The sequence below is a fragment of the Vibrio sp. Y10_XG_PY6 genome (assembly GCF_024181795.1).
GTDB lineage: Bacteria > Pseudomonadota > Gammaproteobacteria > Enterobacterales > Vibrionaceae > Vibrio > Vibrio diabolicus.
Genome location: NZ_JAMZAQ010000002.1, coordinates 832,648 through 858,657 on the forward strand (window position 1 = coordinate 832,648; position 26,010 = coordinate 858,657).

At 43.5% G+C, this 26,010-nt stretch carries 23 protein-coding genes; 15 read left to right on the forward strand and 8 right to left on the reverse strand.

Going from position 1 to position 26,010, the window contains the following annotated elements; translation table 11 throughout:
* Nucleotides 1-146: 146 nt before the first annotated feature.
* Entirely contained in the window at nt 147-1,772 is a 1,626-nt protein-coding gene (locus NL644_RS12125) for a methyl-accepting chemotaxis protein (protein ID WP_114323216.1), read from the reverse strand.
* 292 nt (nt 1,773-2,064) lie between these two features.
* On the opposite strand from NL644_RS12125, the gene queD reads away from it, so the two are divergent.
* A complete protein-coding gene (gene queD, locus NL644_RS12130) occupies nt 2,065-2,427 on the forward strand; it encodes a 6-carboxytetrahydropterin synthase QueD (protein WP_005376896.1) in 363 nt (120 codons plus the stop codon).
* Between the two features lie 91 nt (nt 2,428-2,518).
* Here queD and NL644_RS12135 read toward each other — a convergent pair whose 3' ends face one another.
* From NL644_RS12135 to NL644_RS12155, 5 genes are all read right to left on the reverse strand, one after another.
* Nucleotides 2,519-2,986, reverse strand: coding sequence for a GNAT family N-acetyltransferase (locus tag NL644_RS12135; protein ID WP_065646580.1), 468 nt, complete (start codon nt 2,984-2,986; stop codon nt 2,519-2,521).
* Between the two features lie 94 nt (nt 2,987-3,080).
* Entirely contained in the window at nt 3,081-4,796 is a 1,716-nt protein-coding gene (locus tag NL644_RS12140) for an EAL domain-containing protein (RefSeq protein WP_114323200.1), read from the reverse strand.
* A 210-nt stretch (nt 4,797-5,006) separates the two neighbouring features.
* Nucleotides 5,007-6,368, reverse strand: coding sequence for an L-serine ammonia-lyase (locus tag NL644_RS12145; RefSeq protein ID WP_005396900.1), 1,362 nt, complete (start codon nt 6,366-6,368; stop codon nt 5,007-5,009).
* Between the two features lie 98 nt (nt 6,369-6,466).
* A complete protein-coding gene (locus NL644_RS12150; RefSeq protein WP_005396901.1) occupies nt 6,467-7,720 on the reverse strand; it encodes an aromatic amino acid transport family protein in 1,254 nt (417 codons plus the stop codon).
* Nucleotides 7,721-8,064: 344 nt separating this feature from the next.
* Nucleotides 8,065-8,664 (reverse strand): CoA pyrophosphatase, encoded by a 600-nt coding sequence (locus tag NL644_RS12155; RefSeq protein ID WP_048625691.1) that lies wholly within the window; start codon nt 8,662-8,664, stop codon nt 8,065-8,067.
* 241 nt (nt 8,665-8,905) lie between these two features.
* On the opposite strand from NL644_RS12155, the gene NL644_RS12160 reads away from it, so the two are divergent.
* Together NL644_RS12160 and NL644_RS12165 are read left to right on the forward strand one after the other, a co-directional pair.
* Entirely contained in the window at nt 8,906-9,445 is a 540-nt protein-coding gene (locus tag NL644_RS12160) for a heme NO-binding domain-containing protein (protein WP_114323199.1), read from the forward strand.
* Nucleotides 9,446-9,452: 7 nt separating this feature from the next.
* A complete protein-coding gene (locus tag NL644_RS12165; RefSeq protein ID WP_114323198.1) occupies nt 9,453-11,153 on the forward strand; it encodes an ATP-binding protein in 1,701 nt (566 codons plus the stop codon).
* A gap of 370 nt (nt 11,154-11,523) precedes the next feature.
* On the opposite strand, the gene pabB is transcribed toward NL644_RS12165, so the two are convergent.
* Nucleotides 11,524-12,885: an aminodeoxychorismate synthase component I gene (pabB, locus tag NL644_RS12170; protein WP_114323197.1), complete on the reverse strand. Its 1,362-nt coding sequence runs from the start codon at nt 12,883-12,885 to the stop codon at nt 11,524-11,526.
* A gap of 271 nt (nt 12,886-13,156) precedes the next feature.
* Here pabB and NL644_RS12175 point away from each other — a divergent pair, with 271 nt between their 5' ends.
* From NL644_RS12175 to NL644_RS12210, 8 genes are all read left to right on the forward strand, one after another.
* Complete coding sequence (locus tag NL644_RS12175) at nt 13,157-14,674, forward strand: fumarate hydratase (protein WP_114323196.1); 1,518 nt, start codon at nt 13,157-13,159, stop codon at nt 14,672-14,674.
* A 173-nt stretch (nt 14,675-14,847) separates the two neighbouring features.
* Nucleotides 14,848-15,033 carry a hypothetical protein gene (locus tag NL644_RS12180; protein WP_012841654.1) on the forward strand — a complete coding sequence of 62 codons (186 nt, stop codon included), beginning with the start codon at nt 14,848-14,850 and terminating at the stop codon, nt 15,031-15,033.
* A 263-nt stretch (nt 15,034-15,296) separates the two neighbouring features.
* Entirely contained in the window at nt 15,297-16,673 is a 1,377-nt protein-coding gene (locus NL644_RS12185) for a YcjX family protein (protein ID WP_114323195.1), read from the forward strand.
* A complete protein-coding gene (locus NL644_RS12190) occupies nt 16,670-17,710 on the forward strand; it encodes a YcjF family protein (protein ID WP_114323194.1) in 1,041 nt (346 codons plus the stop codon). The genes NL644_RS12185 and NL644_RS12190 overlap by 4 nt, the downstream gene beginning before the upstream one ends.
* A gap of 100 nt (nt 17,711-17,810) precedes the next feature.
* The gene (gene tyrR, locus NL644_RS12195) at nt 17,811-19,355 is read left to right on the forward strand and encodes a transcriptional regulator TyrR (RefSeq protein ID WP_253658427.1); all 1,545 of its coding nucleotides are present in this window, start codon (nt 17,811-17,813) and stop codon (nt 19,353-19,355) included.
* Between the two features lie 36 nt (nt 19,356-19,391).
* Nucleotides 19,392-19,976: a ribosomal protein S5-alanine N-acetyltransferase gene (rimJ, locus tag NL644_RS12200; RefSeq protein WP_114323192.1), complete on the forward strand. Its 585-nt coding sequence runs from the start codon at nt 19,392-19,394 to the stop codon at nt 19,974-19,976.
* A gap of 1 nt (nt 19,977) precedes the next feature.
* Nucleotides 19,978-20,565: an HD domain-containing protein gene (locus NL644_RS12205; RefSeq protein ID WP_005396932.1), complete on the forward strand. Its 588-nt coding sequence runs from the start codon at nt 19,978-19,980 to the stop codon at nt 20,563-20,565.
* Between the two features lie 13 nt (nt 20,566-20,578).
* Nucleotides 20,579-21,052 carry a DUF2947 domain-containing protein gene (locus tag NL644_RS12210; RefSeq protein WP_046876177.1) on the forward strand — a complete coding sequence of 158 codons (474 nt, stop codon included), beginning with the start codon at nt 20,579-20,581 and terminating at the stop codon, nt 21,050-21,052.
* A 43-nt stretch (nt 21,053-21,095) separates the two neighbouring features.
* On the opposite strand, the gene NL644_RS12215 is transcribed toward NL644_RS12210, so the two are convergent.
* The gene (locus NL644_RS12215; RefSeq protein ID WP_170891537.1) at nt 21,096-22,058 is read right to left on the reverse strand and encodes an integron integrase; all 963 of its coding nucleotides are present in this window, start codon (nt 22,056-22,058) and stop codon (nt 21,096-21,098) included.
* A gap of 499 nt (nt 22,059-22,557) precedes the next feature.
* Between NL644_RS12215 and NL644_RS23050 the strand changes: the two genes are divergently transcribed.
* The 4 genes from NL644_RS23050 to NL644_RS12240 all read left to right on the forward strand — a co-directional run bounded on the left by NL644_RS23050 (nt 22,558) and on the right by NL644_RS12240 (nt 25,898).
* Nucleotides 22,558-22,683 carry a hypothetical protein gene (locus NL644_RS23050; RefSeq protein WP_301338964.1) on the forward strand — a complete coding sequence of 42 codons (126 nt, stop codon included), beginning with the start codon at nt 22,558-22,560 and terminating at the stop codon, nt 22,681-22,683.
* A gap of 171 nt (nt 22,684-22,854) precedes the next feature.
* Complete coding sequence (locus tag NL644_RS12225) at nt 22,855-24,240, forward strand: hypothetical protein (RefSeq protein WP_253658428.1); 1,386 nt, start codon at nt 22,855-22,857, stop codon at nt 24,238-24,240.
* Nucleotides 24,241-24,397: 157 nt separating this feature from the next.
* Nucleotides 24,398-24,805 (forward strand): OsmC family protein, encoded by a 408-nt coding sequence (locus NL644_RS12235; RefSeq protein WP_025527517.1) that lies wholly within the window; start codon nt 24,398-24,400, stop codon nt 24,803-24,805.
* Between the two features lie 187 nt (nt 24,806-24,992).
* Entirely contained in the window at nt 24,993-25,898 is a 906-nt protein-coding gene (locus NL644_RS12240) for a retron St85 family effector protein (RefSeq protein WP_253658429.1), read from the forward strand.
* Nucleotides 25,899-26,010 lie beyond the last annotated feature (112 nt).

Here is a 26,010-nt window from a genome sequence, read left to right on the forward strand (position 1 = left end):
TATTAAAGTACTTGTCTAATAACATTTTTGTTCAAAAAAACAAGCTAAGTGCTGAGTTGGGTAGCATTTTACAGATTCAACGAGACATATTACCTGTCAATTCGCTCGCATCAACCTTTATATTCATTTTGATGGGGAGAATCTCTCTATTTATTCACTCTTTGATGCTCTGAAAGTGTGAATTGGTTAAGTAATTGCTCTAAACGTTCGGATAGATGCTCTAAATCAACACTAATATCACGCGTGTGCGATGCTGATTGCGATGTGTCGTCAGCATGCAGTGTGATCACATCAATTTTGGATTGAATACGCTGACTGACGTCGGATGTGGTTTGCGTCTGGCTTTGAATGTTTTCCGCATGTTTCAGAACTTGATGCATTTCATCGACAACGTTATGCATCGTGACTGAAAGTGTCTCGACATCGACGGAACGTTGGTGAGCAAACTGGCAGACAGTATCCACAGAGGCTAAGGACTCTTCACTCCCTTGCTGGAATTGAGAAATGATATGCTCAATGTTGCCTGTGGCTTCGGCGGTCCGAGAAGCTAGGTTACGCACTTCCTCCGCGACGACGGCAAAACCGCGTCCTTGCTCTCCGGCTCGGGCGGCTTCAATTGCAGCATTCAACGCGAGCAGGTTGGTTTGTTCTGCAATGCCTTTAATGACCCCAAGAATGGATGATACTTCTTCGGTTCTTTGGTTTAACGAACTGATTTTTTCCCGTACGCCGTCAATATTGCTCACCAAGTGTTTGATGTCTTCGCTCACGCTGTGTGCTTGGCTTGCGCTGTGAGTGGCAACATCAACGGTATGGTTGACTAGAGCTGTGGCGTTATTGGTCGAGTCTTCAACGGCGGTTTGTTGTTGCAACATGTCGGTGATGTTGCTTTGTACGTCACTGGTTTCCAATTGTTGATTATTGGCCGCTTTGTCTGTTGATTGTGCAACATCCGTTAACTGACTGGCTGAATTGGCAAGAGAGTGGGAGGTGTCTTGTACACGCTCTAAACTCTCGGATACCGTATCCATAAACGAATTAATCGCGGTAGAAAGTTGGCCTACCTCATCTTTTTGGTGATGAACAAGTCGTTGAGATAGATCTTTACTATGGCTCACATTCGCCATGAATTGCGACGTTTTTTGTATTGGGCGAACAATGATCTTACGAATCAAACTCATCGTTATAATAAAACCAACAAACGCGATAACGGCCATTATTCCCATCGCAAACATTGCCTGTTTATTGATCATTGAATTGACGTGGTTCATGTTGTATTCCAAACGAATCGCGCCCAATACTTCGCCTTCTGGTGCTACATGGCAAGAAACGCAGTTGGTGCCACGATAATTTTTGCTTGATTTCATTGGTAGCGCGACAACTAGTCCGTTCCCCCAATTGGCTGAAATTGGCTCAATGACCAGTTCGCCATTTAAAGCTCGTTGGTCAATATCATCGACCGGTTGTTGGTTTGCTTGTCCTGGTCCGTAAAGCTTGGTTACGGTATCGGCCCGCAACACGCGAACTTCTTCAATCCCTTCTTGAGCGAGTGCTTTTTTTCGCAAAGTTTCTTTTTGCGACATGGTGCCTGTTAGCATCATCATGTTTAGGCTATCGAAGTAATTACTGGCCTTATCATGAAGCTGTTCACTGAGAACATCATTGATTAAGGTTTTTTGTTGATGGTATTGATAAGCCGTAGAGGCAGCCAGAACACAGCTGAAGACGGCAATTAACGCGAGCAAGAGCTTAAAAGTGATAGTTGAGCGCATAAATTTATAAGTGTAATTGGAACGAACTGCACAATCTTAATGTGCACAAATGCGCACTGCGAACAACGAAATGAATGATTGTGACCCCACTCATGTTGGGGATATGTAATTGTGATGTGAGTGCTGTGTAATCAAATGTTTGGCGCATGACAGAAATACGACGATCAGGACAAAGGTTTAATTATTTTCGCTGAGAACAAACGGCGTTTTGCTACGCTTGTATTGAGTAGCACTTGTCTGTTGGCAGTGAATTCCTTAGTATTGCGTGTCTTTTTAAAGCCTGAGAATCAAGATGAAAACAGAATTGTACAAAGAGTTTATGTTCGAAGCGGCACATCACTTGCCACATGTACCTGAAGGCCATAAGTGTGGTCGTTTGCATGGACACTCTTTCTTAGTTCGTCTTTATGTAGAAGGTGAGGTAGACCCGCATACTGGTTGGGTAGTGGATTTCGCTGAAATCAAAGCGGCATTCAAACCAATTTACAATCGTTTAGACCATTATTACCTGAACGACATTGAAGGTTTGGAGAATCCGACGAGCGAAGTGCTAGCAAAATGGATTTGGCAACAGCTTAAGCCAAGTTTACCGTTGCTAAGTAAAGTTGAAATCAAAGAGACGTGCACAGCCGGTTGTATTTACAAAGGTGAATAAGTCACTTTTTATTGAGCATTGAAGACAAAGGCAAGCCATGAGCTTGCCTTTGTTGTATCTGGATATTCCCTAATTTTTTATACTTTTCTTGCTAGCTCAGTGGATGACGTAAAATCCACTCTTTTTCATTCTCACCAAACGTTGTTTTCTCTGTATTGATGAATCCACACGCATCAAGAAAACTGATAGCGTATTGCTGACTCTGTGGCACAGTGACGCAAAGAGAGTTGCTTTCAGGGTCAATGGTATACGCGTAAACGAACAGTTTGCGTAACGCTTCACTCCCAACCCCTTGGCGTTGGAAACGTTGATCAACCATCAAGTACTTGAGCCCCAGTTCGTGCCTTTTGGCAAAGGGCGCATGTTGGGAGAAGCCTTTATCGATAACAAGATAGCCAACTAATAGATCGTCAGAATAAATCGTAAAGAACGCTTCAGACTTATTGCGTTTTTGATAAGCCACTTCAAACGGCGTAGAAAATCCTTTCTGCTCTTCCTGCACATCCAATTGCATCAAACTCGAAAAATCTTTCAGTTTGGTGGGTTTAATAGCAATCATGGTTCAACCACAAATTGGCGGCATATCCTCATGCCGCCACGAACTTTAATAGAGTATTCCCTCTAGTTTAAGTAACTCACGAGGTTAAGAAAAGCTAGAAATGCAGAGGATAATAATAACCTTGGTGAATATAGGCACCTAATGTTGTGAGTAAGTGAGCGCTATCGGCGGTTTCTACGCCTTCAACAATGACCGTGCAGCGATACGTATTTCCCATGGCGATTAACTGACGCAACGTTTCCACTTTCTTATCGTCCGACTTTAAACCAATCACAAATTCCCGATCTATTTTCAAATAATCTGGATTGATTTTACTGATGAGCGACACGTTGTTGTTGCCAGTGCCAAAGTCATCGATACTGATTTTACAATCCAGTGCTTTTAGTTTCGCGACATTGCCATAAATCTCGGAGGTATAGTACATAGATGCATTTTCCGTGATTTCAATCGTCAGCAAACGACAATCTCGGTTAGATAGTTCTCTGTGTAGGATTGAAAAGTTGCGTCCTCGCAGCAAAGAAGGACAAATATTGATGCTGATAGGAATAGGCAGCGCTTTGTGCTTAGTATAGATGGACTCTATCACCAGTAAGGTATGAGTAAGGAGCAGCCCATTGCGGATCAGTGTTTCAATAAAGCGTTGCGTATTTTTTACCTTAAACCGCGAGAGCGCTTCGTAATGCACAATCTTTTGCGCTGAAGTGTCATAAATCGGCTCCAGTTTGATTTTAAATTGTCGAATTGCGCACAAATAAGCTATAAAGGCTTGTAGGGAGCGATGACGCAGTATTATTAGAAACAGCAAGCTTAATAAAATGATGCTTTGAAACGGTCCAGAGATGTAATACACCTCTTTATAGCCGCTGTTCTTAACGTGATAGTTGAAAAAGCGTTCATTGGTGTTACCAATTTCTAAAGAGGTCCCTGTATTGGTTGATAGCTTCATACCGGAAAGAAAAAAACGCGAAATATGATTTTCAACGTTGTCGGATAAGTTAATGTTTTTGACACGAACCAAAACGGTTGCGTTATTCAAGTCAAATGATTGGGTCGTATAATTGCTATTATAACTCCACTCTTCAAATGCTTTTTTGCTGACAGGGACAACGGTTTCTGGAGTGACTAAACACCGGATATTGAAACGGTCCAGCATCATGCTCGATTCCACCAGCTTTACATTATCAAAGAGCGACTTCAATTCTCTTTCATCAGCAAAGCAGCTCTTTTGGGAAAGGTTTTCTGCAATTTCGAAGGCGTTATCCAGATAATTATGTTTCACAATGCTGTTTATCGCGTAATAACAGATGGCAAAGAAAATGATCGCTGTGATCAACACGACCCACAGCGTATCTGAATAGATCTTTTTATTACGCAGACAAATACGAAGGGCTTTGCCAAGGCTGTTTGTTGTGTACTGATTGATCTTATGTTGATGGTCGATGCCATTCTGATGGTTGTTTTGCATAGTAAAAGGGATGAAGTATCCGGTCCGGTGAATATTTTCGATAATATTTTTTTTTGTGGTTACGTGTTCTTCCGTGAGCTTGCGAAATTTCCTTCTTAGAGCGGCCACCGCGTTTTTAAAGCCATTTTCAGGCAGTGTCATTTTGTATTGTTGAGTGATTTTGCTTTCTATCAATCGCTGGCTAATTGGCGTATTTAAGCTGCCGTATTTGGCGATGGTTGACAGAATGGCGTACTCATTTGGGTTGACTGGAATGGAGTGGTGGAGTGATTGATTGAGCTCTAAAGATATTTCGTTTTCGGACAAGCAAACGCAGATTTGGTTTCCAATTTCAAACCTAATCATGTGTTGGTGTGCTCCAAGTTTAATTTTTGGCTACGTTATCAATAAAGCTAGGAGAGGGATGTGATTTTTTACGGGGATATCCATAATAATTGGATATATTCAAGGTTTTAGGTTTTTTTATGCTGGGCGTAGCAACCCATTATTCATAGTTAATGAGGTATAAAAAACCCGAGCGGCGGCTCGGGTTTCGTCGATATTCAGCAAGGCTTATTAACAGATAACTTTTACTGCTAGGCCGCCTTGAGAAGTCTCACGGTATTTCGCGTTCATGTCTTTACCTGTCTCTAGCATTGTTTCGATAACTTTATCTAGAGAAACAGTAGGAGCAGAAGAACGACGCAGTGCCATACGAGTTGAGTTGATTGCTTTTACAGCTGCAATACCATTACGCTCGATACATGGAACCTGAACCTGACCTGCAACCGGGTCGCAAGTTAGACCTAGGTTGTGCTCCATCGCAATTTCAGCCGCCATACATACTTGCTCTGGGCTACCACCCATAAGCTCAGCAAGGCCCGCTGCTGCCATAGAACATGCCACGCCAACTTCGCCCTGACAGCCAACTTCTGCACCAGAGATAGACGCGTTACGCTTGTAAAGGCCGCCAATTGCACCAGAAGCTGCGAAGTAACGGATGTAGTCTTTCTCAGTTACGGTTTGGATAAACTTGTCATAGTAAGCCAGTACTGCAGGGATGATGCCGCATGCACCGTTAGTCGGCGCAGTTACAACACGACCACCTGCTGCGTTCTCTTCGTTTACTGCAAAAGCAAACATGTTTACCCAGTCAACAACAGACATTGGATCGTTCGTTGTTTTTTCAGAAGTAAGCAGTTGCTGACGAAGTGCTGCTGCACGACGAGGCACGCGTAGTGGACCAGGCAGAATGCCTTCTTCGTTCATACCGCGATCCATACATTCGCGCATTGTGCGCCAGATGTTTGCGAAGTAAGTACGAGTTTCTTCGTCAGAATGAAGCGCATGTTCATTTTTCATGGTTAGCGCACTGATAGACAGGCCGCTTTCATGACATTGCTTTACAAGCTCTTCTGCCGTTGTAAACGGGTAAGGAACTTTTACTGGATTCTCAACTTCTTTACCGAAGTTTTCTTCATCAACGATGAAACCACCGCCGATGGAGTAGTAAGTTTTTGAGTACGCTTTTTCGTCATCAATCCAAGCGTGGATTTGCATGCCGTTTTCGTGTAACTCAAGGTTTGTTTTGTGGAAGTTCATTCCACCTTCACGTGGGAACGATACTGTGTGACAGTGCATGCCAACAGGAAGGCGTTCAGTTTCTTCTACGCGAGCGATAAAGCCCGGGATAGAATCGATATCAACTTTCTCAGGAGTGTTGCCTGCAAGACCCATGATGATAGCAATATCTGTGTGGTGACCTTTCCCTGTCAGTGATAGTGATCCATAAACGTCAACGGTGATTTTAGTGATGTCGCGCAGTTTTCCCATCGCACGAAGATCATCAATAAACTCTTTACCCGCTTTCATTGGGCCTACAGTGTGTGAGCTTGAAGGTCCAACACCGATTTTATAGATATCAAAAACACTAATCATATCGATTACCTCAGAAGAAAGCCTCCCAAGGGGAGTTGGGAGGCTTAATTTTATCGTTATATTTTTGGATTAATCATACCGTGCTAGGGCAGGGATGATTAAAGAGCGCCGTAGATTACAGAACTAATGGCAGCAAGACCACAGATTGCTGTGAAAATTTGCACAGGTGCTGAAGTTTTGTACTTAGCCATCGCTGGAACTTTTTGCATTGCGAAGATAGGCATCAAGAATAGGATTGCCGCAATCATCGGTGCGCCCATTGTTTCAATCATACCTAGGATGCTTGGGTTAACGATAGCAACGATCCAAGTTGTGATTACGATGAAGATAAGAGACATCTTCTCGATCTTGCTTACTGGCGATTTTGAACGAGATTTCACTAGACCAACTAGACCTTCATGCGCACCTAGGAAGTGGCCGAAGTAGCTAGAAGTGATAGCCGCGAAAGCAACCAGTGGACCTAAGTAAGAGATCAGTGGAGACTCATGAACGTTTGCTAGGTAAGAAAGAACAGAGATGTTTTGCTCTTGTGCTGTTGCTAGTTGCTCTGGAGACAGAGAAAGTACAACAGAGAAAACGAAGAACATTACAAAGCCCATTAGCATCATCGCTGCGCCACCAGTGATAGCGTCAGTTTTCTTAACTGCGTCATCACCGTATACACGACGTTGTTCTTTAGAGAACTGAGAAATGATTGGGCTGTGGTTGAAAGAGAACACGATAACAGGGATTGCTAGCCATACGATAGCTGGCATTGCACCCCAGTCAGGTGATACTTCCATCATTGAAGTGTTCCAACCAGGAATTAGGTACACAGACAGCGCTAGTAGGATGAACACTAGAGGGTAAACCATCGCTGAAGTTGCTTTCAGCATAAGCTCTTTACCGAACACTACGCCCGCTGTCATTGCAGCGATAAGTGCACCGGAAAGTAGCCAGCGAGGAATAGATTCCATACCCATTTGGTTAACTAGGAAAGAGTCAACCGTGTTTGTGATACCAACACCGTAGATAAGTACGATTGGGTAGATAGCGAAGAAGTAAGCGAACGTAATAAGGTTTGCGCCAGTCTTACCAAAGTGCTCTTCTACTGTGTCAGTGATGTCCGCTTCTGGGTTTTTCGCAGAAAGAACGAAGCGAGCTAAAGATTTGTGTGCGAACCAAGTCATTGGTGCTGCGATTAGGGCTAGGATTACTAATGGCCAAAAGCCACCTGCACCTGCTTTAATAGGAAGGAATAGTACACCGGCACCTACTGCCGTACCAAAAAGGGACAGACACCAGGTAAAGTCTTTGTAAGAAAACTTACTAGACGATTGTGCGGTAGAAACCGCAGAAGTAGTTGTATTCATTTTTTAGTTACTCATTTTGGGAACAGGAAATAAGTCGGGAGTAATTTTGCAAGATTTTACACTAGGAAAATTAGATCTAAATCATTTATTGCTTACGCTTATTGAATGATATGTCAAAAACCTGCTTTTTATCACGAAAATGATGTGCTACTCGTGATTTCTGCTAATGAGTAAAATTAGAAAAACTTATCGATAGGGCTGTTTGTATAAATTTATTTCACCGCAAGCGTTTGCGGTGAAAACGGCAAATTAATCTAATGTGAATGAATGTTTATGAAGCAACGTTTTATTAATATTGATGCGCATGATGATCGCATCCATAAAAATACCGATATCAGAAGTTTTTAATGTGAAATGATATGTTTTTGCATCGATTCGATGATTTGTGCGGTCATGCCCCAGATGAAATGCTGTCTATATGGGATAGCAAATACACGATGACTGCTGTTTTTTAGGTCAAACTTGGTGCTGTACAATTTTGTCGGATTCAGAATGTGGTTAGCAGGAACTTCAAAAACAGACTCCACCTCATTTGGGTCAATATGCGTTTTATACTCAGGAGAAATAAAGGCCAAAAACGGTGTCACATTAAACTGACTAATCGTAGGCAATGTTGGAAGCTGGCCAAATACATGAATATGTTCATCTTCTATACCGATCTCTTCTTTGGTTTCTCTTAATGCCGTATTGATTAGATGATGATCTTCCTGCTCAAACTTACCGCCGGGGAAACTGATTTGTCCCGGATGATGACGCAAGTGCGCTGCTCGCTTTGTCAAAATGACCTGTAGCCCCTCCGGGCGTTCTACAAAACCAATTAAGACCGCTGCGTCTCGCAGTGATTTTCCTTTCATCCATTTCAGTCGCGCGAGGGACTCTTTGTGGTAACCCGTTGGAAGCCGAAATTGAAAGTTTTGCAGTAATTGAGTTTTGTCGATAACCAAACCAAATCCTTATTTATTGTGCCTAACCACTATTTATTATACTCAATGGCCGCAAGAGGCGTGGTGCTATCGCCGTTGGTACGGTATTAAAGTAGTAGTACGGCAATACCAAAGCACGTCCATTGGTCTTTCCCTGCTTTGTGTCGTGTGTCTCACTCTGCTTGGATATAATAATTTGAAACTTATAAGGTTATAAACCATTCTTTATTTTAAGACGTCACCATAAGGCAAGTATTGACTAATGAAAGGGATTATTTTCACCGAGTTCATGGAGTTAGTGGAAGAGAAGTTTGGTCTCGATGTGTTAGACCAAGTGCTCGACCTTTCTAATGACGAAGGGATTTATACGGCGGTTGGCAGTTACGATCATAAAGACTTGGTTAAATTGATTGTGAGTCTCAGTAAAGTATCTGGCATTCCACCTGAACAACTGCAAGAAGTATTTGGAGAGTGCGTTTTTTTGAATTTACTTCGCTCGATTCCTAGTCACGCGAGTTTGCAGCAGTGTGAAACGACATTTCAATTTGTTCGCCATGTTGAAGATTTTATTCATGTCGAGGTCAAAAAGCTCTACCCAGATGCTAATCCTCCTCAGTTTGATTTTATCAGCGAGACTCAATCAAACATGGTGTTTGATTATCGAAGTGCGCGGTGTATGTCTCACGTATGTTTAGGTCTAATAAAAGGCTGCGCGGCGAACTTTGGTGAAGTTATTCATATTAAACACCAAAACCAGTCAGAAGATGGTAGCCAGGTTCGCTTTTGGTTAGAGGCACAATAAGAACGATATGACAGGAAGTTCCTCGCTAGAAAGGAAACTCAAACGAGAAATCGAATCAAGAAAAGCAGCTGAGCGGTTATTGGAGCAGAAGAGCTTCGAACTTTATGAATCTACTCAACAGCTAAGTGTTGCTTTGAAAAAGCTTGAGTTGAAATCAAAAAAGGATTTACGCAAGTTTGAGTTCGAAGAGAAAGTTGACGCGACGCTGATTAAGTTTGGTCGAACTTTTTTGTCGAGCACCTTTGATGAAGCCATGATTGCCAGTTTTATTGAGCAGCTCACTTCGAACTCAATCATTTCTGCGGCTTACTTACATCTTGATTCCACAAAACTCTCTTCTTTGCGCCGACATCATTTTGGTCATTTACAGCTTCGCCATGAGAATACGATTAAGACTGTCCCCAATTGGCAGGGGGAGAACTTGCATTTGCCTATCATCATTGACAAGCAAACAGTAGGGGAGTTGATCTTCTCTGTTCAGTTGGATCAAATCGATCAGTCGTTTATTTCCAAACAGATGGAGCTGGTATCGGATTTGGTTCATGGGGTCATTGGCCGGCATTTGAGTTTAGAGCGAGAAGTGGAGCTGCGAAAGCGGGCAGAGGAATCGGAAAAAGCGACGAAAGAGTTTGTCGCCATGATTAACCACGAGTTGCGAACACCTCTTAATGGCGTGTTAGGTAGTGCTGAACTACTAAGTCGAACACAGCTAGGTGAAGAGCAACGCCATTACCTAAACAACTTGACTCAATCGGGAGACTTGTTGAGGGTCATCATTAACGATCTTCTCGACTTCAGCAAGATGAATGCCGGTATGATGGAAATCATCGATAAGGTCTTTGCTTGGGAAGAGCTTGAAAAAGCCATCATGGGCGTATTTTCAGCTAAAGCAGCAGAAAAGCGAATTCATTTCTCCATCGATAAAAAGCTCGGAATTCCCGAGTTTTTAGTTGGTGACTTAGAGCGAATTACACAGATCTTGGTCAACTTGGTGGGAAATGCTATTAAGTTTACTCATTTGGGTGGGGTGGTGCTGCGAGTGGAGTGGATAAACGGTATTGCGCATTTTGAGGTTGAAGACACGGGTATTGGCATCCCGATAGAAGCACAGCCCTCATTATTTGACCCATTTGTGCAAGTAGATCGCTCGGCGAAGCGCAGTTTTGAAGGCTCAGGTTTGGGCCTTGCGATTTGTAAAAATCTAGTGGATTTGATGCAGGGCGAGATTAGCTTTGAAAGTGAAGAACGCAAAGGTACCACCTTTAAAGTCTCTATTCCTCTAAAGGAGGGGCAAGCCCAAGGCGCAGCAGAGGGGGAATTAGCTACCATAGAGCGAAGTGATTTGGCAGGACGCTCAATACTGGTGGTTGACGACATCAGAATGAACCAAGTGATAGTTACTCAAATGCTGAAAAAACTCGACATTACGCCTGATTTAAAAGCCAATGGGAAAGAAGCCTTAGAAGCGGTGAAAAACAAAGATTACGAACTGATATTTATGGACTGCCGAATGCCAGAAATGGATGGTTATGAGGCGACGATGTATCTGAGAGAGCGTGGCTTTACCCATCCTATTATCGCCTTAACCGCCGGTACAACCATTGAAGAGCGTCAAAAGTGTATTGATTCAGGCATGGACGACATCCTCACTAAGCCGTACACCGCAACCGATATTGAACAGATCATGTGTAAGTGGCTTGAGCAGTAGCCGTTGCCTCTTAAAAAACGGATGCTTGTTGGCTAACGGCTAAAAGCCAAAGTACCTGTAAATAAAACACACAAAAAAACGCTCCACACCGGATAATGCCGATCGCTTAACGATGTTTTTTGTGTCATTCCAGCGAGCCTTGGCGAGACTAGGAATCTAATAGCAGCACTCTGAGCGGATAATGAAACAAATTTGACCATAAAGTGCTCGGATAGAAGAGCCTGTATCACGCTCCTTCGTCGCGGTACAGGATGACGAGATACAGAAATATGCCACTCGCTGTTAAACGAGCGGCATTCTCAGTACTGGAGGCGTTTTAGCTTGTTTTCGTTAGCAGGATTCATAGACCGTTGCCATTTGGCGAAACCTACTATTTCAGCGCTGGTAAAATCTTTGAGAGCTTATCCAACGTTTCTTGATATTCAGAGGCGCAATCGCTATCTGCAACGACGCCGCCGCCTGCCCAAGCGTACAGTTTGTGATTCTCCGCTACGAGAGTGCGGATGGTGATGCTGGTATCCATACGACCATGGCGAGAAATGTAGCCAATACTGCCGCAATACGTGCTGCGTCGATGCGGCTCCAATTCTTCAATGATCTGCATTGCGCGAACTTTAGGTGCGCCAGTAATTGAACCGCCTGGAAAACACGCTCGCAGCAAATCTGCAGGAGAGTATTGTTCATCCAAATTCGCACGAATGGTGCTCACCAAATGATGCACTGCGGGGAAGCTTTCAATCTCAAACAGCTTTGGCACGTGAACGCTACCAGGTGATGCAACTCGACCAATGTCATTACGCAGCAAATCGACAATCATCAGGTTTTCTGCCTGATCTTTTTCCGCTGTCTGCAAGTCATGGGCATTAGCGTTATCTTGCCTTGGATCTTCGCTGCGTGGTCGAGTACCTTTGATTGGTTTCGTTTCAATGACGCGATCTTTGAGTTCTAAAAAGCGCTCTGGAGAGATACTCAAAATCGAAGATTCCGGCATACGGATAAAAGCGGAAAATGGCGCTTGGTTGGCGGACTCTAATTTTAGATACGCTTGCCACTCACAGCCTTGATACGGTGCGTTAAAGCGTTGCGCCAAATTGATCTGATAGCAGTCACCGCTCAACAAGTATTCTTGCACCTTGTCAAAGCGAGTAGCGTAGCTCTCTTTCGTCATGTTTGACTGCCAATCGCCAGACAGAGCGAAGTCTACGCTTTGCTCCGCTTCTTGTTTGTCTAACCATTGCCAAGCTAGCTCGATATTCTGACCGACTAAGTATGCTTTTTTAAGCTTGTGGTCAACAACGACGGCCCATTCATACAGACCTACCGCCATATCGGGCGTGTTGAGATCCTTTTCGGCTTGTTCTGGCATTGTTTCTACGCGTCGACCTAAATCGTAACTGAAGTAACCGAGCGCTCCGCCGACAAAAGGCAAATCCAATTCTTTATTTAACTCAACGTGAGGAAGCCACTGTTCTTGCAACTGATGAAGCAGCGCGAATGGGTCATCTTGAGTTGAATAGGCATTCGATGGTGTTTCAACTTGTGTGCTTTCGGCAGTGGTTTCTAACGTTGCAATTGGGTTGGCAACCAACACATCGAAGCGGCTATCGATATGCGTTTCTGATGCAGAACGCAGCAACATCGCCCAAGGCAGGTGTTGAATGCGAGAAAAGAGGTGAAGAGCAAACTCTGGTGCGTATTCCAGCGCTTTAAAATCAATGAATTGATTGTCCATGTTGTTCATTTGTGTAATTTGTGACAAAGAGATCGTTCACTGCATGGCATGTCATGGGCAGCAAGAGTATCATATTCCTCTGTATAGCCAAACTCCCTCTATTCATAGGGTTTTGAGATGGTTTACAAGTAGGCGACTTCAGCGTTTCGTGTGTCGATATCAGCCGTTCGACAATTGTTTATAAAAAAACGAAGCTCAAAAGAGCAATAAGCTCAACAAACACGATTGAAGCCAAGCCAATAATGGAAGCATAACTATAACGAGGCATGTAATGACGGTAATACGCAAGCAGGATGTGATCAGCAGTGTCGCTGATGCGCTACAGTATATTTCTTACTACCACCCGCTAGACTTTGTTCAAGCTCTTGAAAAAGCCTACCACCGCGAAGAGAGCCAAGCCGCTAAAGACGCGATGGCTCAGATCCTAATTAACTCCCGAATGTCCGCAGAAGGTCACCGACCAATTTGTCAGGATACTGGTATCGTGACGTGTTTCATCAACATCGGTATGGGCGTGCAATGGGACTCAACCGACATGACGGTTCAGCAGATGGTAGATGAAGGTGTTCGACAAGCGTATACGAACCCAGACAACCCGTTGCGTGCGTCAGTACTTATGGATCCTGCTGGTAAACGTATTAATACCAAAGACAACACGCCTGCTGTCGTACACATCAACATGGTTCCGGGCGATAAAGTTGAAATTCAGATCGCAGCGAAGGGCGGCGGTAGTGAAAACAAGACTAAGATGGTGATGCTAAACCCATCTGACGATATTGCTGAGTGGGTAGAGAAAACGCTACCAACAATGGGCGCGGGCTGGTGTCCACCAGGCATGCTTGGCATTGGTATTGGCGGTACGGCTGAAAAAGCAGCGGTATTGGCAAAAGAATCTCTAATGGAACACATCGATATTCAAGAGCTTATTGACCGTGGCCCGCAAAACGCAGAAGAAGAGCTTCGTCTTGATATCTTCAATCGCGTGAACAAACTTGGTATCGGTGCGCAAGGCCTTGGTGGTTTGACGACGGTTGTCGACGTTAAGATTAAAACGGCGCCAACGCACGCGGCTTCTAAGCCTGTTTGTTTGATCCCGAACTGTGCGGCGACTCGTCACGTGCACTTCACGCTTGACGGCAGCGGCCCAGCAGAGCTCACGCCACCTAAACTAGAAGATTGGCCAGACATTACTTGGGAAGCGGGAGAAAACACGCGTCGCGTAAACTTAGACACGATTACTAAAGAAGAAGTACAAGAGTGGAAGACAGGCGAAACCGTTCTTCTATCAGGTAAAATTCTGACTGGCCGTGATGCTGCGCATAAACGTATTCAAGGCATGCTAGATAATGGCGAAGGTCTACCAGAAGGCGTAGATCTCAACGGTAAGTTCATTTACTACGTAGGCCCTGTCGATGCAGTTGGTGATGAAGTCGTTGGTCCTGCTGGCCCAACAACATCAACGCGTATGGATAAATTCACCGATATGATGCTAGAAAAAACAGGCATCATGGGCATGATCGGTAAAGCTGAGCGTGGCCCTGCAACGGTTGAATCTATCAAGAATCACAAAGCGGTTTACCTAATGGCTGTCGGCGGTGCTGCGTACTTGGTTGCGAAAGCGATCAAGAAAGCTCGCGTTGTCGCATTTGAAGATTTAGGTATGGAAGCGATTTACGAATTTGAAGTTGAAGATATGCCAGTAACAGTGGCTGTAGACTCAAATGGCGTTAACGCGCACCAAATCGGTCCTGACACTTGGAAAGTGAAAATCCAAGAGATGGAAGCGTAAGGCAAACGGTAATCTTACATTGTCTCAGTAGGGAGAATGTGACAAGGTGCTGATTTACCTAGCAAACATTTGACAAAAGTGCAGCGAAAACTGCACTTTTTGTCTATATAATGTAGATATAAACCTCAGGGCATAGCAATCAAACGTTATGCGAACAATAATTAGGAGACGGCATGCCTCGTTTTATTCAGATTCTACAAATTATTCTTGCTGTAGTGGTAGGTGGCTTTGTTGGCTACGACTTGATCCTTCACGGCATCAGCATCTTTGATGAGAAGTACGTGACCATCACGTGTGTATTGTGGCTGATTTTAGAAATCGCTCTATTTGTTATCTATAAATTAATCGAAGACGACTAGACTCAAAGAAAGCAGGTTTCTGTTCAACACAGTAATCAGCCTAAATAGGGTCACTAATGCTTTAGTGTTGATTAAGTAAGCCTCTGAACCACTCAGAGGCTTTTCTTTTTTCATCCTGCTTTAAGCGAATGTTTTGTTCATCTTTTATTAAGGTATATAAAGTTAGACTCATAGAGTTCAGTATTGAAAGGTAAGTATTCATAGGTTAACACCCGAAGTGGCTGATAACGTTGTTTTAGAGCGGAGTAAGATAAAGAAGCGCAATGAAAAGAATAAAGAAAGAAGTCAATGACTTTATCAACAGAGGTATGGACTCCAATGTTCGAATTGCCGTCACCGGACTTTCTCGTGCAGGTAAGACTGCATTCATCACGTCATTAGTGAATCAGCTCCTCCATACCGCTACCCATGATAATTTGCCTCTTTTGACTGCAGCCAGAGATAAGCGTCTTATTGGAGCGAAGCGTGAACCTCAAGCGAATATGATGGTGCCACGTTTTGCTTACGACGAAGCGATGAGCCAGATCCATGCGACCCCACCTCAATGGCCAGTACCAACACGGGATGTGAGTGAGATTCGCTTAGCGCTCAAGTACAAACCAAATAAAACCACGAAAAAGCTGTTGAGTAAAACCGCAATTTTAAATGTTGATATTATCGACTATCCAGGAGAGTGGCTGCTCGACCTGCCGTTATTGGACATGGACTTTGCGACGTGGTCGCAAACTCAGTTTGATGCACTTAAAGGCCAGCGTGGCGATTTAGCCAAAGCTTGGCTGTCTGAATTAGAAAAGGTGGATCTTTCTGCTGAAGTGAACGAGAAACTACTCGAGAAAGTTGCGCATACATACACCGAGTACCTTCATGCCTGTAAAGACGCAGGTCTTCATTGGGTACAGCCTGGCCGCTTCGTATTACCTGGTGAGCTCGCAGGCGCGCCTGTGCTACAGTTTTTCCCGTGTCGTGCTGATTCTGAAAGCAAGGCGCTTAAGGGCAGCAACTTGGCGATGCTCGAAGCGCGTTTTCAGGAGTACCAACAGAAAGTAGTGAAAGCGTTTTATAAGCATCATTTTGCGACCTTCGATCGACAGATTGTACTGGTGGATTGCTTGCAGCCTCTCAATGCCGGCGATGAAGCGTTTTACGACATGCGCCAAGCGCTAGAGCAGATCATGCATAGCTTTCGTTATGGTCGCAGTAGCTTTTTACGTCGTTTGTTCTCGCCAAAAATAGACAAAGTGCTATTTGCTGCCACAAAAGCGGATCACATAACGCCCGATCAGCATCCCAATTTAGTGTCTTTGCTACAACAAATGGTGCATCCAGCGTGGCAAACCGCAGCCTACGAGAATATCGAGATGAGTTGCATGAGTATCGCTTCTATCCAATCAACCACGACGGGATTTATTTCTTCTGGAGATAAGACGATTCCGGCGTTACAGGGTACGACGTTGGATGGTGAGCCGATGACGATGTTCCCGGGAGAAGTGCCGAAAAAACTACCAAATGCGGCTTATTGGCAAAACAACGGGTTTGATTTTACGTCATTCCGTCCAATGCCCTCACAGAATGATGAGCCAGTGAAGCACATACGCTTAGACAAAGCACTGGATTACCTGATTGGAGATAAATTGAAATGAGTGAGTTGAAGCAAAAACAAGTTTTCTCTGAAAAGGCGATGGAAAAAGAGCAGCAATCGAATCAACCGGAGTTGACGGCGCAGCAAACATTCGGCGAAAAAGAAACATTCGTACCTGTTGAACTTAAAGAAGAGCGCCAGGAGACCGAACAGGAATTGCAACTCGAGCATGTCATTCGTCCAAAACCGGGCAGAAAATGGCTTGCGACTGGCGCATTTGCCACCTTTGCTGGTTTGGTTGGCTGGCAAGCGGTGGACTCGGTTATAACCGCAATTCAAACTTCTGATTGGCTGGCTTTAAGCTGGACGGGGTTTATTGCTGCGATCGCTTCGCTTGGTTTAGGGGCAATGGGTAAAGAGCTTTGGAAACTGCGCAAACTACGAAATCATTTTAGTGTTCAAGAAGAAGCCGAAGCACTTGTTAATAGTGAGAGTGTGGGGAAAGGGAAAGCCTTTTGCGAAACAGTGGCAGAACAAAGTGGTGTGATGGCAGAGAACCCGGGCTTTGATCGTTGGCAGAACAGCATTAACCCTGCTCATAGTGATGCTGAAATCCTTGATATGTATGACTCGATGGTTGTGAGCCAACAAGACAAATTGGCAACGAAAATCGTATCGCAGCACGCAACCGAGTGTGCGGCCCTAGTCGCGGTGAGCCCTCTGGCTGCCGCTGATATGTTGCTGGTGGCGTGGCGAAATTTCAAAATGATCGACAACCTCTCCAAGGTATATGGGGTAGAGCTAGGTTACGCCTCTCGCATCAAGCTACTAAAAGCGGTATTTGTCAATATGGCGGCGGCTGGTGCCAGTGAGCTAGCTATTGATGCCAGTATGGACTTGATGTCGATGGACCTTGCGGGCAAAGTCTCCGCTCGTGCGGGGCAGGGGCTAGGTGTTGGTATTCTAACGGCACGTTTGGGCTTGAAAGCGATGACCTTATTGCGTCCACTACCATGGTATCCTGACCGTCAGGTTAAATTGGGCACCATACGCAAGGCTGTGGCGGCGAAAGTTGCATCAATTACGATGAAACCGTAACGAATATCAACTTTGATGGATAGGATTGCTTGACGCCATTCCAAGCATGATAGAAACTACTGTCAACTTTTCCTGACAGTCGTGAATTGGGATATTTTCAGTGCGTCTTGAAGTCTTATGTGAAGATCGACTCGGCTTGACCCGAGAACTGCTCGATATTTTAGCGTCTAAAAGCATCGACTTGCGTGGTATCGAAATCGATATTAGCGGTATTATCTATTTGAATTGCCCAGATATTGATTTTGATACGTTTAGTGAGCTGATGGCTGAAATCCGCCGTATTCCGGGGGTGAAAGACGTACGTAAAATCCAGTTTATGCCAATGGAGCGCCACAATACGGAGTTGCTCTCGCTAGTTGATAACTTGCCCGATCCGGTCTTTGCCATCGACCTTAAAGGTGCCGTAGACATGGCAAACATGTCTGCACTTTCACTGCTTGGTCTTCACAAGCAAGAAGTAATTGGCACGCAGATCGGAGTTTTGCTGCCAAGTGTTCGTTTTTCTCGCTGGTCTGAAGGTGTGAATGGCAGAACGCGGGAAAACCTTGTGATTGATGGCTTGGACTATGTTCTTGAGTTGATGCCAGTTTATATCCGAGACGAAGCGCAAAACTCCACTCTAGCGAGTACACTGATGACGATTCGCTCTAGTCAGCAAGTTGCCAGAATTGAAGAATCGCTACCGCTGCATAATCCTCTGGGTTTTGAGCACTTTGTTGGAATATCGAACCGCCATAAAGCGCTAATGAATCAAGCTAAGAAGCTGTCTGTGCTTGACCAGCCACTGTTGATTGAAGGCGATACGGGGACTGGTAAAGAAATGCTTGCTAAAGCTTGCCACAGTCGTTCTAGCCGTGCGAATAAGCCATTCTTAGTTTTGAGTTGTGCTTCGATGCCTGACGATGTAGCAGAAACCGAACTTTTTGGTCATGCGCCGGGTTCATTTAATCATGAACAAGGTCACAAAGGCATCTTTGAGCAAGCAAATGGCGGTACGGTATTTCTTGATGAAATCGGTGAAATGAGTTCGCACCTTCAAATCAAGCTGTTACGTTTTCTACAGGATGGTAATTTCCGTCGTGTCGGTGCAGAAGATGAGATGCATGTCGATGTTCGTATCATCGCTTCAACAAAACATAACCTTGCCGAGCTTTCTGAAGCAGGAATGTTCCGTGAAGATTTGTATTATCGTCTCAACGTACTTACGCTCAGCATTCCTCCGTTACGTAAGCGCTCAAATGACGTTGCGCCATTGCTTGAGTTATTTGTGGCGAAACATGCTCAACAGCTTGGGATTGATAAACCAGAGTTTGATGATGGTCTAGTTGATGCCCTTGCAAATTATCAGTGGCCAGGAAACATGCGCCAGCTGGATAACATGGTTCTTCGAGCGCTCACAGAAATGGATGGTGGTATACTAAACGCGGAGCACTTCAATTTACCTCAGCCTCAATCAGTCGGCGCAGGTAGTGCAACGCTTAACATCGACGGTTCATTGGATGAGATCATGCGTGACTATGAATCTCAGGTTCTGGAGCGTTTGTATCAGTCATTCCCATCAAGCCGCAAGCTTGCTAAGCGCTTAAATGTATCGCATACCTCAATCGCTAATAAACTGCGTGATTACGGTATCCGCAAGAATTAATCGAATTGAACGAAAAGACGGAATTAATCATTTGTAATGGAAGATAACAGCTCATCTATCGCCGTTCATAAGTTGGACGGTGACTTGCTTCTGCGTACCGCTGAAATCGGTGATGCAGATATGATTGCCGAGTATTTTCAAGGGAACCGAGAATACCTGAAACCGTTTGAGCCGAAACGTGAAGAGGCTTTTTTCTCAGTGAACGGTTGGTTGCAAAAGCTTATCAAGCTCAATGAGCTGCATCGAATGGGGCTGGGGTATTATTGCCTCTTGGTCAGAGCCTCTTCGGGTGAAATGCTAGGTACGATATCCTTTAGCAATTTGAGTCGTTTCCCTTTTTATTCTTGTAACGTAGGATACTCTCTCGCTGAAAAAGCACAAGGGCATGGTTATATGCGTCGTGGATTAACCATGGCTTGCGACTACATGTTTAACGTGCAGAAGTTACATCGTATTCAAGCCGGCTACATGCCTCACAACAAACGTAGTGAAGCTGTGCTAGAGCATGTAGGGTTCAACCGAGAAGGGTATGCAAAAGATTACCTTTTGATTAATGGTGAATGGCAAGACCACGTTCTAACGTCACTTATTAATCCGAATTGGCGACCAGAAGGGCGATAGTATGGAGCGATTGGAAAAGCAATTAGCACTTGTAATCGAGCTCGATAAACTCAAAAGTATTTTGCGCCGAACCCGAGTTAAAAGTGCTGAAGGGCGTCTCGAAAATAGTGGTGAGCATAGTTGGCATGTCACACTGATGGCAATATTGATGGAAGAGCATGCGAATGCACCAGTAGATATTTGCCGAGTGATGAAAATGTTATTGATACATGACGTAGTAGAGATCGACGCGGGGGATACCTTTGTTTATGATACTGCCGCGTCTCAAGAGCAAGTAGAAAAAGAAATTAGAGCGGCAGAACGCTTGTTTGGTATGTTACCCAGCGATCAGGAGCAAGAGTTATTGGCGCTTTGGCATGAATTTGAAGCCGCGCAGACCGATGATGCTAAGTATGCAAAAGCACTCGATCGGTTAATTCCAATGCTCTTGAACTACCATAATAATGGTCAGAGTTGGAAGGAGCATGGCGTCTCTCGTGAACAAGCACTTACCATTAATAAACGAATTGAATTTGGCTCTGTTACCTTATGGGACAAAGCGAAAGAGTTGATAGAAGAAGCCACAGAGAAAGGTTGGCTGAAATCGTAATAAAGGAGACTGAATGTCTTATTTGCCTTTGGATGAATACCAAAGAAAATGGATTTTTACGCATCAGTCGATGCCTGTGCCAAAAGAAGATTTGGCTTTTATTAAGCCGATGAGCCAAGCTCGTTCAGCACAATTTTGGAAAGAAAATATTAGTGCTCAAAGCCCTGATATGGATCGACTTAGCTCCCAAGATTGGCCAATGAATGAGGCGAACTGGTCTGAAGTCGTTGATTGGATGGCTGCGTGGGAGTTGGATGATCCGGACATGCCAGCGGAAGTAGAAGCACATATCGATTGGCAAGACGATGTGACCGTTTACTTTTGCTACGAGAAGTACAATGTCATCGAAACTAAGTGGTCGATTTTTAAAAAGCATTGGAAGAACTTTCTCTTTTATGATGATGGTCCAATATTGATTGGACGTCGCCGTTCACAAGCGCTTTGGTTTGATTCAAAAGGCAATGTGAAACTCGGTGTTCGTCAATAGCGAGTTATACAGCAAGCCACCTTTTCGAGGTGGCTTTGTTTTTCTAAAGGCTGGATAATGGACTCAACACGCCACCAGCCCCGCGCTCGATAACGTGAGTATAAATCTGGGTGGTTTTTACATCGGTGTGACCAAGCTGCTCTTGTACTGTTCTAATATCAGCACCAGACTCCAATAAATGCGTGGCAAAGCTGTGCCTGAGTGTATGGCATGTTACTGTTTTCTCGATACACGCATCCGTTGCAGCGCGCTTTACCGCTCTTTGTATTGCACTTTCATTGATATGATGCCTTCTGAGCTCTCCGGTGTCCCGATCTGCGCTTAACTTTGTTGATGGAAACAAAAAGTGCCAGTTAAAATCTAGCTCCGCTTTTGGGTATTTACGTCGTAAACCTTCAGAGATGTATACGCCCGCATAACCAGGCATGTGTCTATCTTTAAAATAGTAATCTCTTGCTAAATTAACTTGAGCTTTGAGTGGTTCATGCAGTTCTTTGGCTAATGTGACTGTACGATTTTTACCTCCTTTTCCTTGCCAAACGCGAACTGCACCATAATCATAATCGATGTCTTGAACTCTTAAGCGCAAGCACTCCATGACTCGAAGCCCTGAGCCATAAAGCAGCTGAATATGGAGTTTATACCTCGGGTCGATATGTTGAACGAATCGTCGGATCTCCTCCCTGGTTAACACAACGGGAAGTTTCTTTTCGGTCAGAGATTTCTGAAATCTCATATCAAGTGATAGTGGAGTTTTGAAATAATCACGATATAAAAATGATATTGAGTTCAGTGCCAAAGCTTGCGTTTTTACCGCAACTTTTTCTTTTACCGCTAAGTAACTCAGGAACTGAACGACATCATCTTCTGCTAGTGTTGAAGGGTGGGCAAGCTGGTGGAAAGTGATAAAGCGTTTTATCCAAAATAGATAACTTTCGATGGTTTTATTCGCATAATGACGAGTAAGCATGTGCTCTTTTACACTAAGTAAAAACTGACTTTTCATGATAAAATTTACCTGTTTATTTATACAGCCCCTTCAATCTATCAGCTCTTTTGTAATTAGCGTGCATTGCGCCGTCTAATTGCGCGCGCGACCACACATATTCATACTGTTTTTCTATTTGTTTCATGTATATAGGTGCTACGATTCATAGCGCTTTTGATCAGAAAGAGGGCGGTAGCTTGCCAGAAAGGAGGCAAATTGCCGTATAGAAAGCGTTATGTGCTTAATATCAATAATATAGCTCCGTGATCTATAAAGCCCAAATTCTGTAAAAGGTTGCTCTTTCCTACTGTCCTCACAAATTTAAGGTTGGCAATGCGGTATTGTCTAGCGAGCCTTAAATAGCAGTAATGCAGGCTAGTTTCCATCTTGTTATACAAGGGAGGTAAAAAATGGAAAAAGTACATATCGGATATGATATTCCGAGCCAAGAGTTTGTTTTCATCGAGAGGTTCTACAATGACGATGGAAGTGAAGCGGTGAAAACTGGAGCTACAACATGGACTCTTTGACTGAAGATGAATTTGAAGTCCTCATCGACAGAGATGAACCGATGCATGAGAAAGAAGAAATATACATAGATAATTTGGGTGGCGAAGTTGCGTCATATTTCACGTTCTTCTAATAGATAGCACCGCACATAACAATCTGTTTAAGAGTGATTCGCAACGCTTGGCATTTTTGCTATGCGTTGCGTTTAGTGTTTAAGGTGGTATGCGGGAGCTTCGGCATTGCGTTGTTCACACCTTAACAGGGCGTTAAGCCCTTATCCATCCATTCAAGTAAGGTATTTTGAATGAGTCTAATATTTGCTAAGAAAGATGAAACAGGAAACGTCTGCATCGTTAGCGATACAAGATTAAACTATCAAGAGAGTCGAGAATTACCAGCACACTCTGATTATCAAAAAAACGGTGGATTGAAGTTATTTTTAGTCGATAGTCGGAGAGTTGCAATTGCGTTTGCAGGCTGTAGTGTTGAAGCACAAGATGCGTTCGATAAAATAGACGTTCAAACCTTTGAACTAGATAAAGTAGTTCATACTTTGACTCAAAGTAGCTTATCAAAAAACACAGACTACATAGTGTGTCATGCAGTTGATAACTTAATATATAGGATTTCATGCGGTCAGGTGTCGCAACCAGACTTTGCATATATTGGTGACTTTGATGGATATCAGCTTTTAACTCGTAATATTCAACACACTTCTGGGCTCGGTGATCTTGAAAGAGCTATGGATGTCGTAATTTCGGATGCAAATGTAGAAAGTGTTGGTGGTTTTTGTATTTCAGCAATCTCTGATGTTGGTAAATTTAGGTATGTAAAAAAGCACTATTTTTCTCAGTTTAAAGGTCGTATTCAACTGTCAACAACACCAGTCCAGATTCCGTTTGTATCAAATGCCGCAAATGACACCTATTCATACGCTTGGACTGGTGATGAAAATGGGTTTGGGTTCTTCTTCTATGAGGCAAAACTAGGTTTAATCTATTTACCTTTAACAATTCGACCTGTAGAGGTGTTGCCGGGGGTAGACCTTCAGCAGTTTGGTATAGTGCTAAGTAAATACAGTCTTACATTACCAGTCAAAATGGATGTAACAAATGAAGAAGAGTCATTAATCGATTTTGCCTATGAACTCTATAAATCGTCACAGTATGTACGTTGCATTGATAAGGTTGAGTCCTTTACAAGCAGCGTGAAAGTTAATCCTAAAGTCTATTTTCAAGCTAACTACCTTCTTAGCTGTTGCTACAAAGAGTTAGGCATTGCAACTGAAGCTAAATGCCAAATATCTGCTGTAGAGTATTTGGAGCGAGCAGTTCAGGGCTTTGAACTGCTAACTGCAAATTACGAGCCTGAATTTAATGTGTTGGCTAATAAAGGTATTGCTTTAAATTATCTTGGTTACATTCAAGACGATCTTTTGGTCAAAAAAGCACGTTTTGACAATGCAGTTCATGATTTTACATTAGCTTTAGAGTTGGACAGTAAACAAGCTCTTCCTTATCAAAACAGGGCTGCCGCAAATTATGAGTTACTGAGGTTTTGTCAAAATCAGTATGAGTTCGCCCAACTGATTAAGAAGATTGTTTTGGATTGTGATTTAGCTTTGACTATCGAACCGAATCTTCAAATAGCTGCTAGTCTAAAAATGCACGTGCTTTCAATACGGGCTTAACAAGCTGTTTAAGAGTGATTCGCAACGCGTGGCATTTTCACCATGCGTTGGTTTAAGTGATTAAGGTGGTATGCGGAAGCTTCGGTATTGCGTTGCTCACACCTTAACAGGGCGTTAAGTGCAATCAGCGAGAGTCACATCAAAAAAGTAGGGAAGTATGAGCATTAATATAAAATGGGATGGTGATTGTCGCTTTAAAGTGTCAACTGAAGGCGGTTTTACGTTTAATGTTGACGCTACAAGTGAGAAAGCCCCTTGTCCAACGGAAGTTCTATTGTCGGCTTTAGGTTCATGTAGTGCTACGGATGTCGTCTTGTTACTACAAGATCAAGGTTTTGAAGTTCAAGGTCTAGAAAATACGGTTACTTTTGCCCTAACGGAATCAGAACCTCGTTTATATAAATCGGCAAACTTACACTTTACAGTAAATGGCAGTGGTTTTAAGGAATCTGACATTTTGCGAGCAGCTCAAGAAGCGGTGGAAAAGCATTGTCATGTTTGTCTTATGTTGAGCCCTACGATCGATATCACTTGTTCAGCCGAAGTGGGTAAAAATTGCACTTAACAAAGCGTTTAAGAGGGATTTGGCACGCGTGGCATTTTTAACATGCATTGAGTTTAGTGTTTAAGGTGCTTTGCAGAAGCTTTTGTATTGCGTGCCGGCACCCCTTAACGCGGCGTTATACGATTTTCCCACCATGACGAAAAATAGTGTATTATTTCAGCGAGTTATTTAGGCGCGAAGGTTGTGTATGAACAAGTCTTTGACAGACCAAGAACTTGAGCATGTTGCTCGGGTTATTAAAGACAAGATTTTTGTACCTCGTAATCGAAAGCGAGTTACAGTATTTTTGTGTGGTGCAGACATAAAAAATGATAAGACAGCACGTTCTCAAATGGCTGCTGTTTTTTCGCATTATCCTCGATATGAGTTATTGTATCCTGAGGATCTATTTGACGATTTGTTAGCGGGTCAAGGTCAACATAGCTTGTTAAAGCTTGAGGGAATTCTGGCGGATAGTGTTGATGCAATAGTACTATTCCCAGAAAGTCCGGGGTCATTTGCAGAGATTGGTGCTTTTTCCAATAATGAGCAACTTGCTCGTAAAATGGTTGTTCTTTCGAATAGAAAATATAAAAGTAATAAAAGTTTTATTAATTATGGACCTTATAGATTAATAAAGTCATCAGGCACAGGAAAGGTTATCCATATCAATTATGATCATTTGACTGTTACTGATGAATATCATCGAATCTATCGAAATGTTAACAACTATATAACTCAAATACGGAAAGAGCACCCCGTAGAAAAAGACGTTGCGAATATACTAGAAGCTGAAAACTTTATTCTTCCTTGTATCTACTTACTCGATAAACTCAATAACGTAATGCTTTCAAAATTGATTGGCTTTGCAACCAATCAAGATAAAGTGTTATGTGATATCGCGACTAAGTCATCACTAGGAAGGTTGGCTTTTAAGAAATTTATATCACGAACTGCGACTGGTTACCAAGTGACACCCTTAGGTGCTGAGTATGTAAGAAATACATTTGATAACATATACTTGGATAAGGTAAGGATCGAAATATTGAATGCGGAAAATCGTAGAAATGCAAGTGTGCGTTATGATAGAATCGTCTCCGGTGCACACCCTTAGCGAATGAGCTTACTTAGTTCATTGGATAGCGTTTCGCTATCCTGCATACAATCTGATTCAATGCCGCATGAAAATGTGCAGAGCCAGAATACAGTCGTTTCTGGAACTGCAC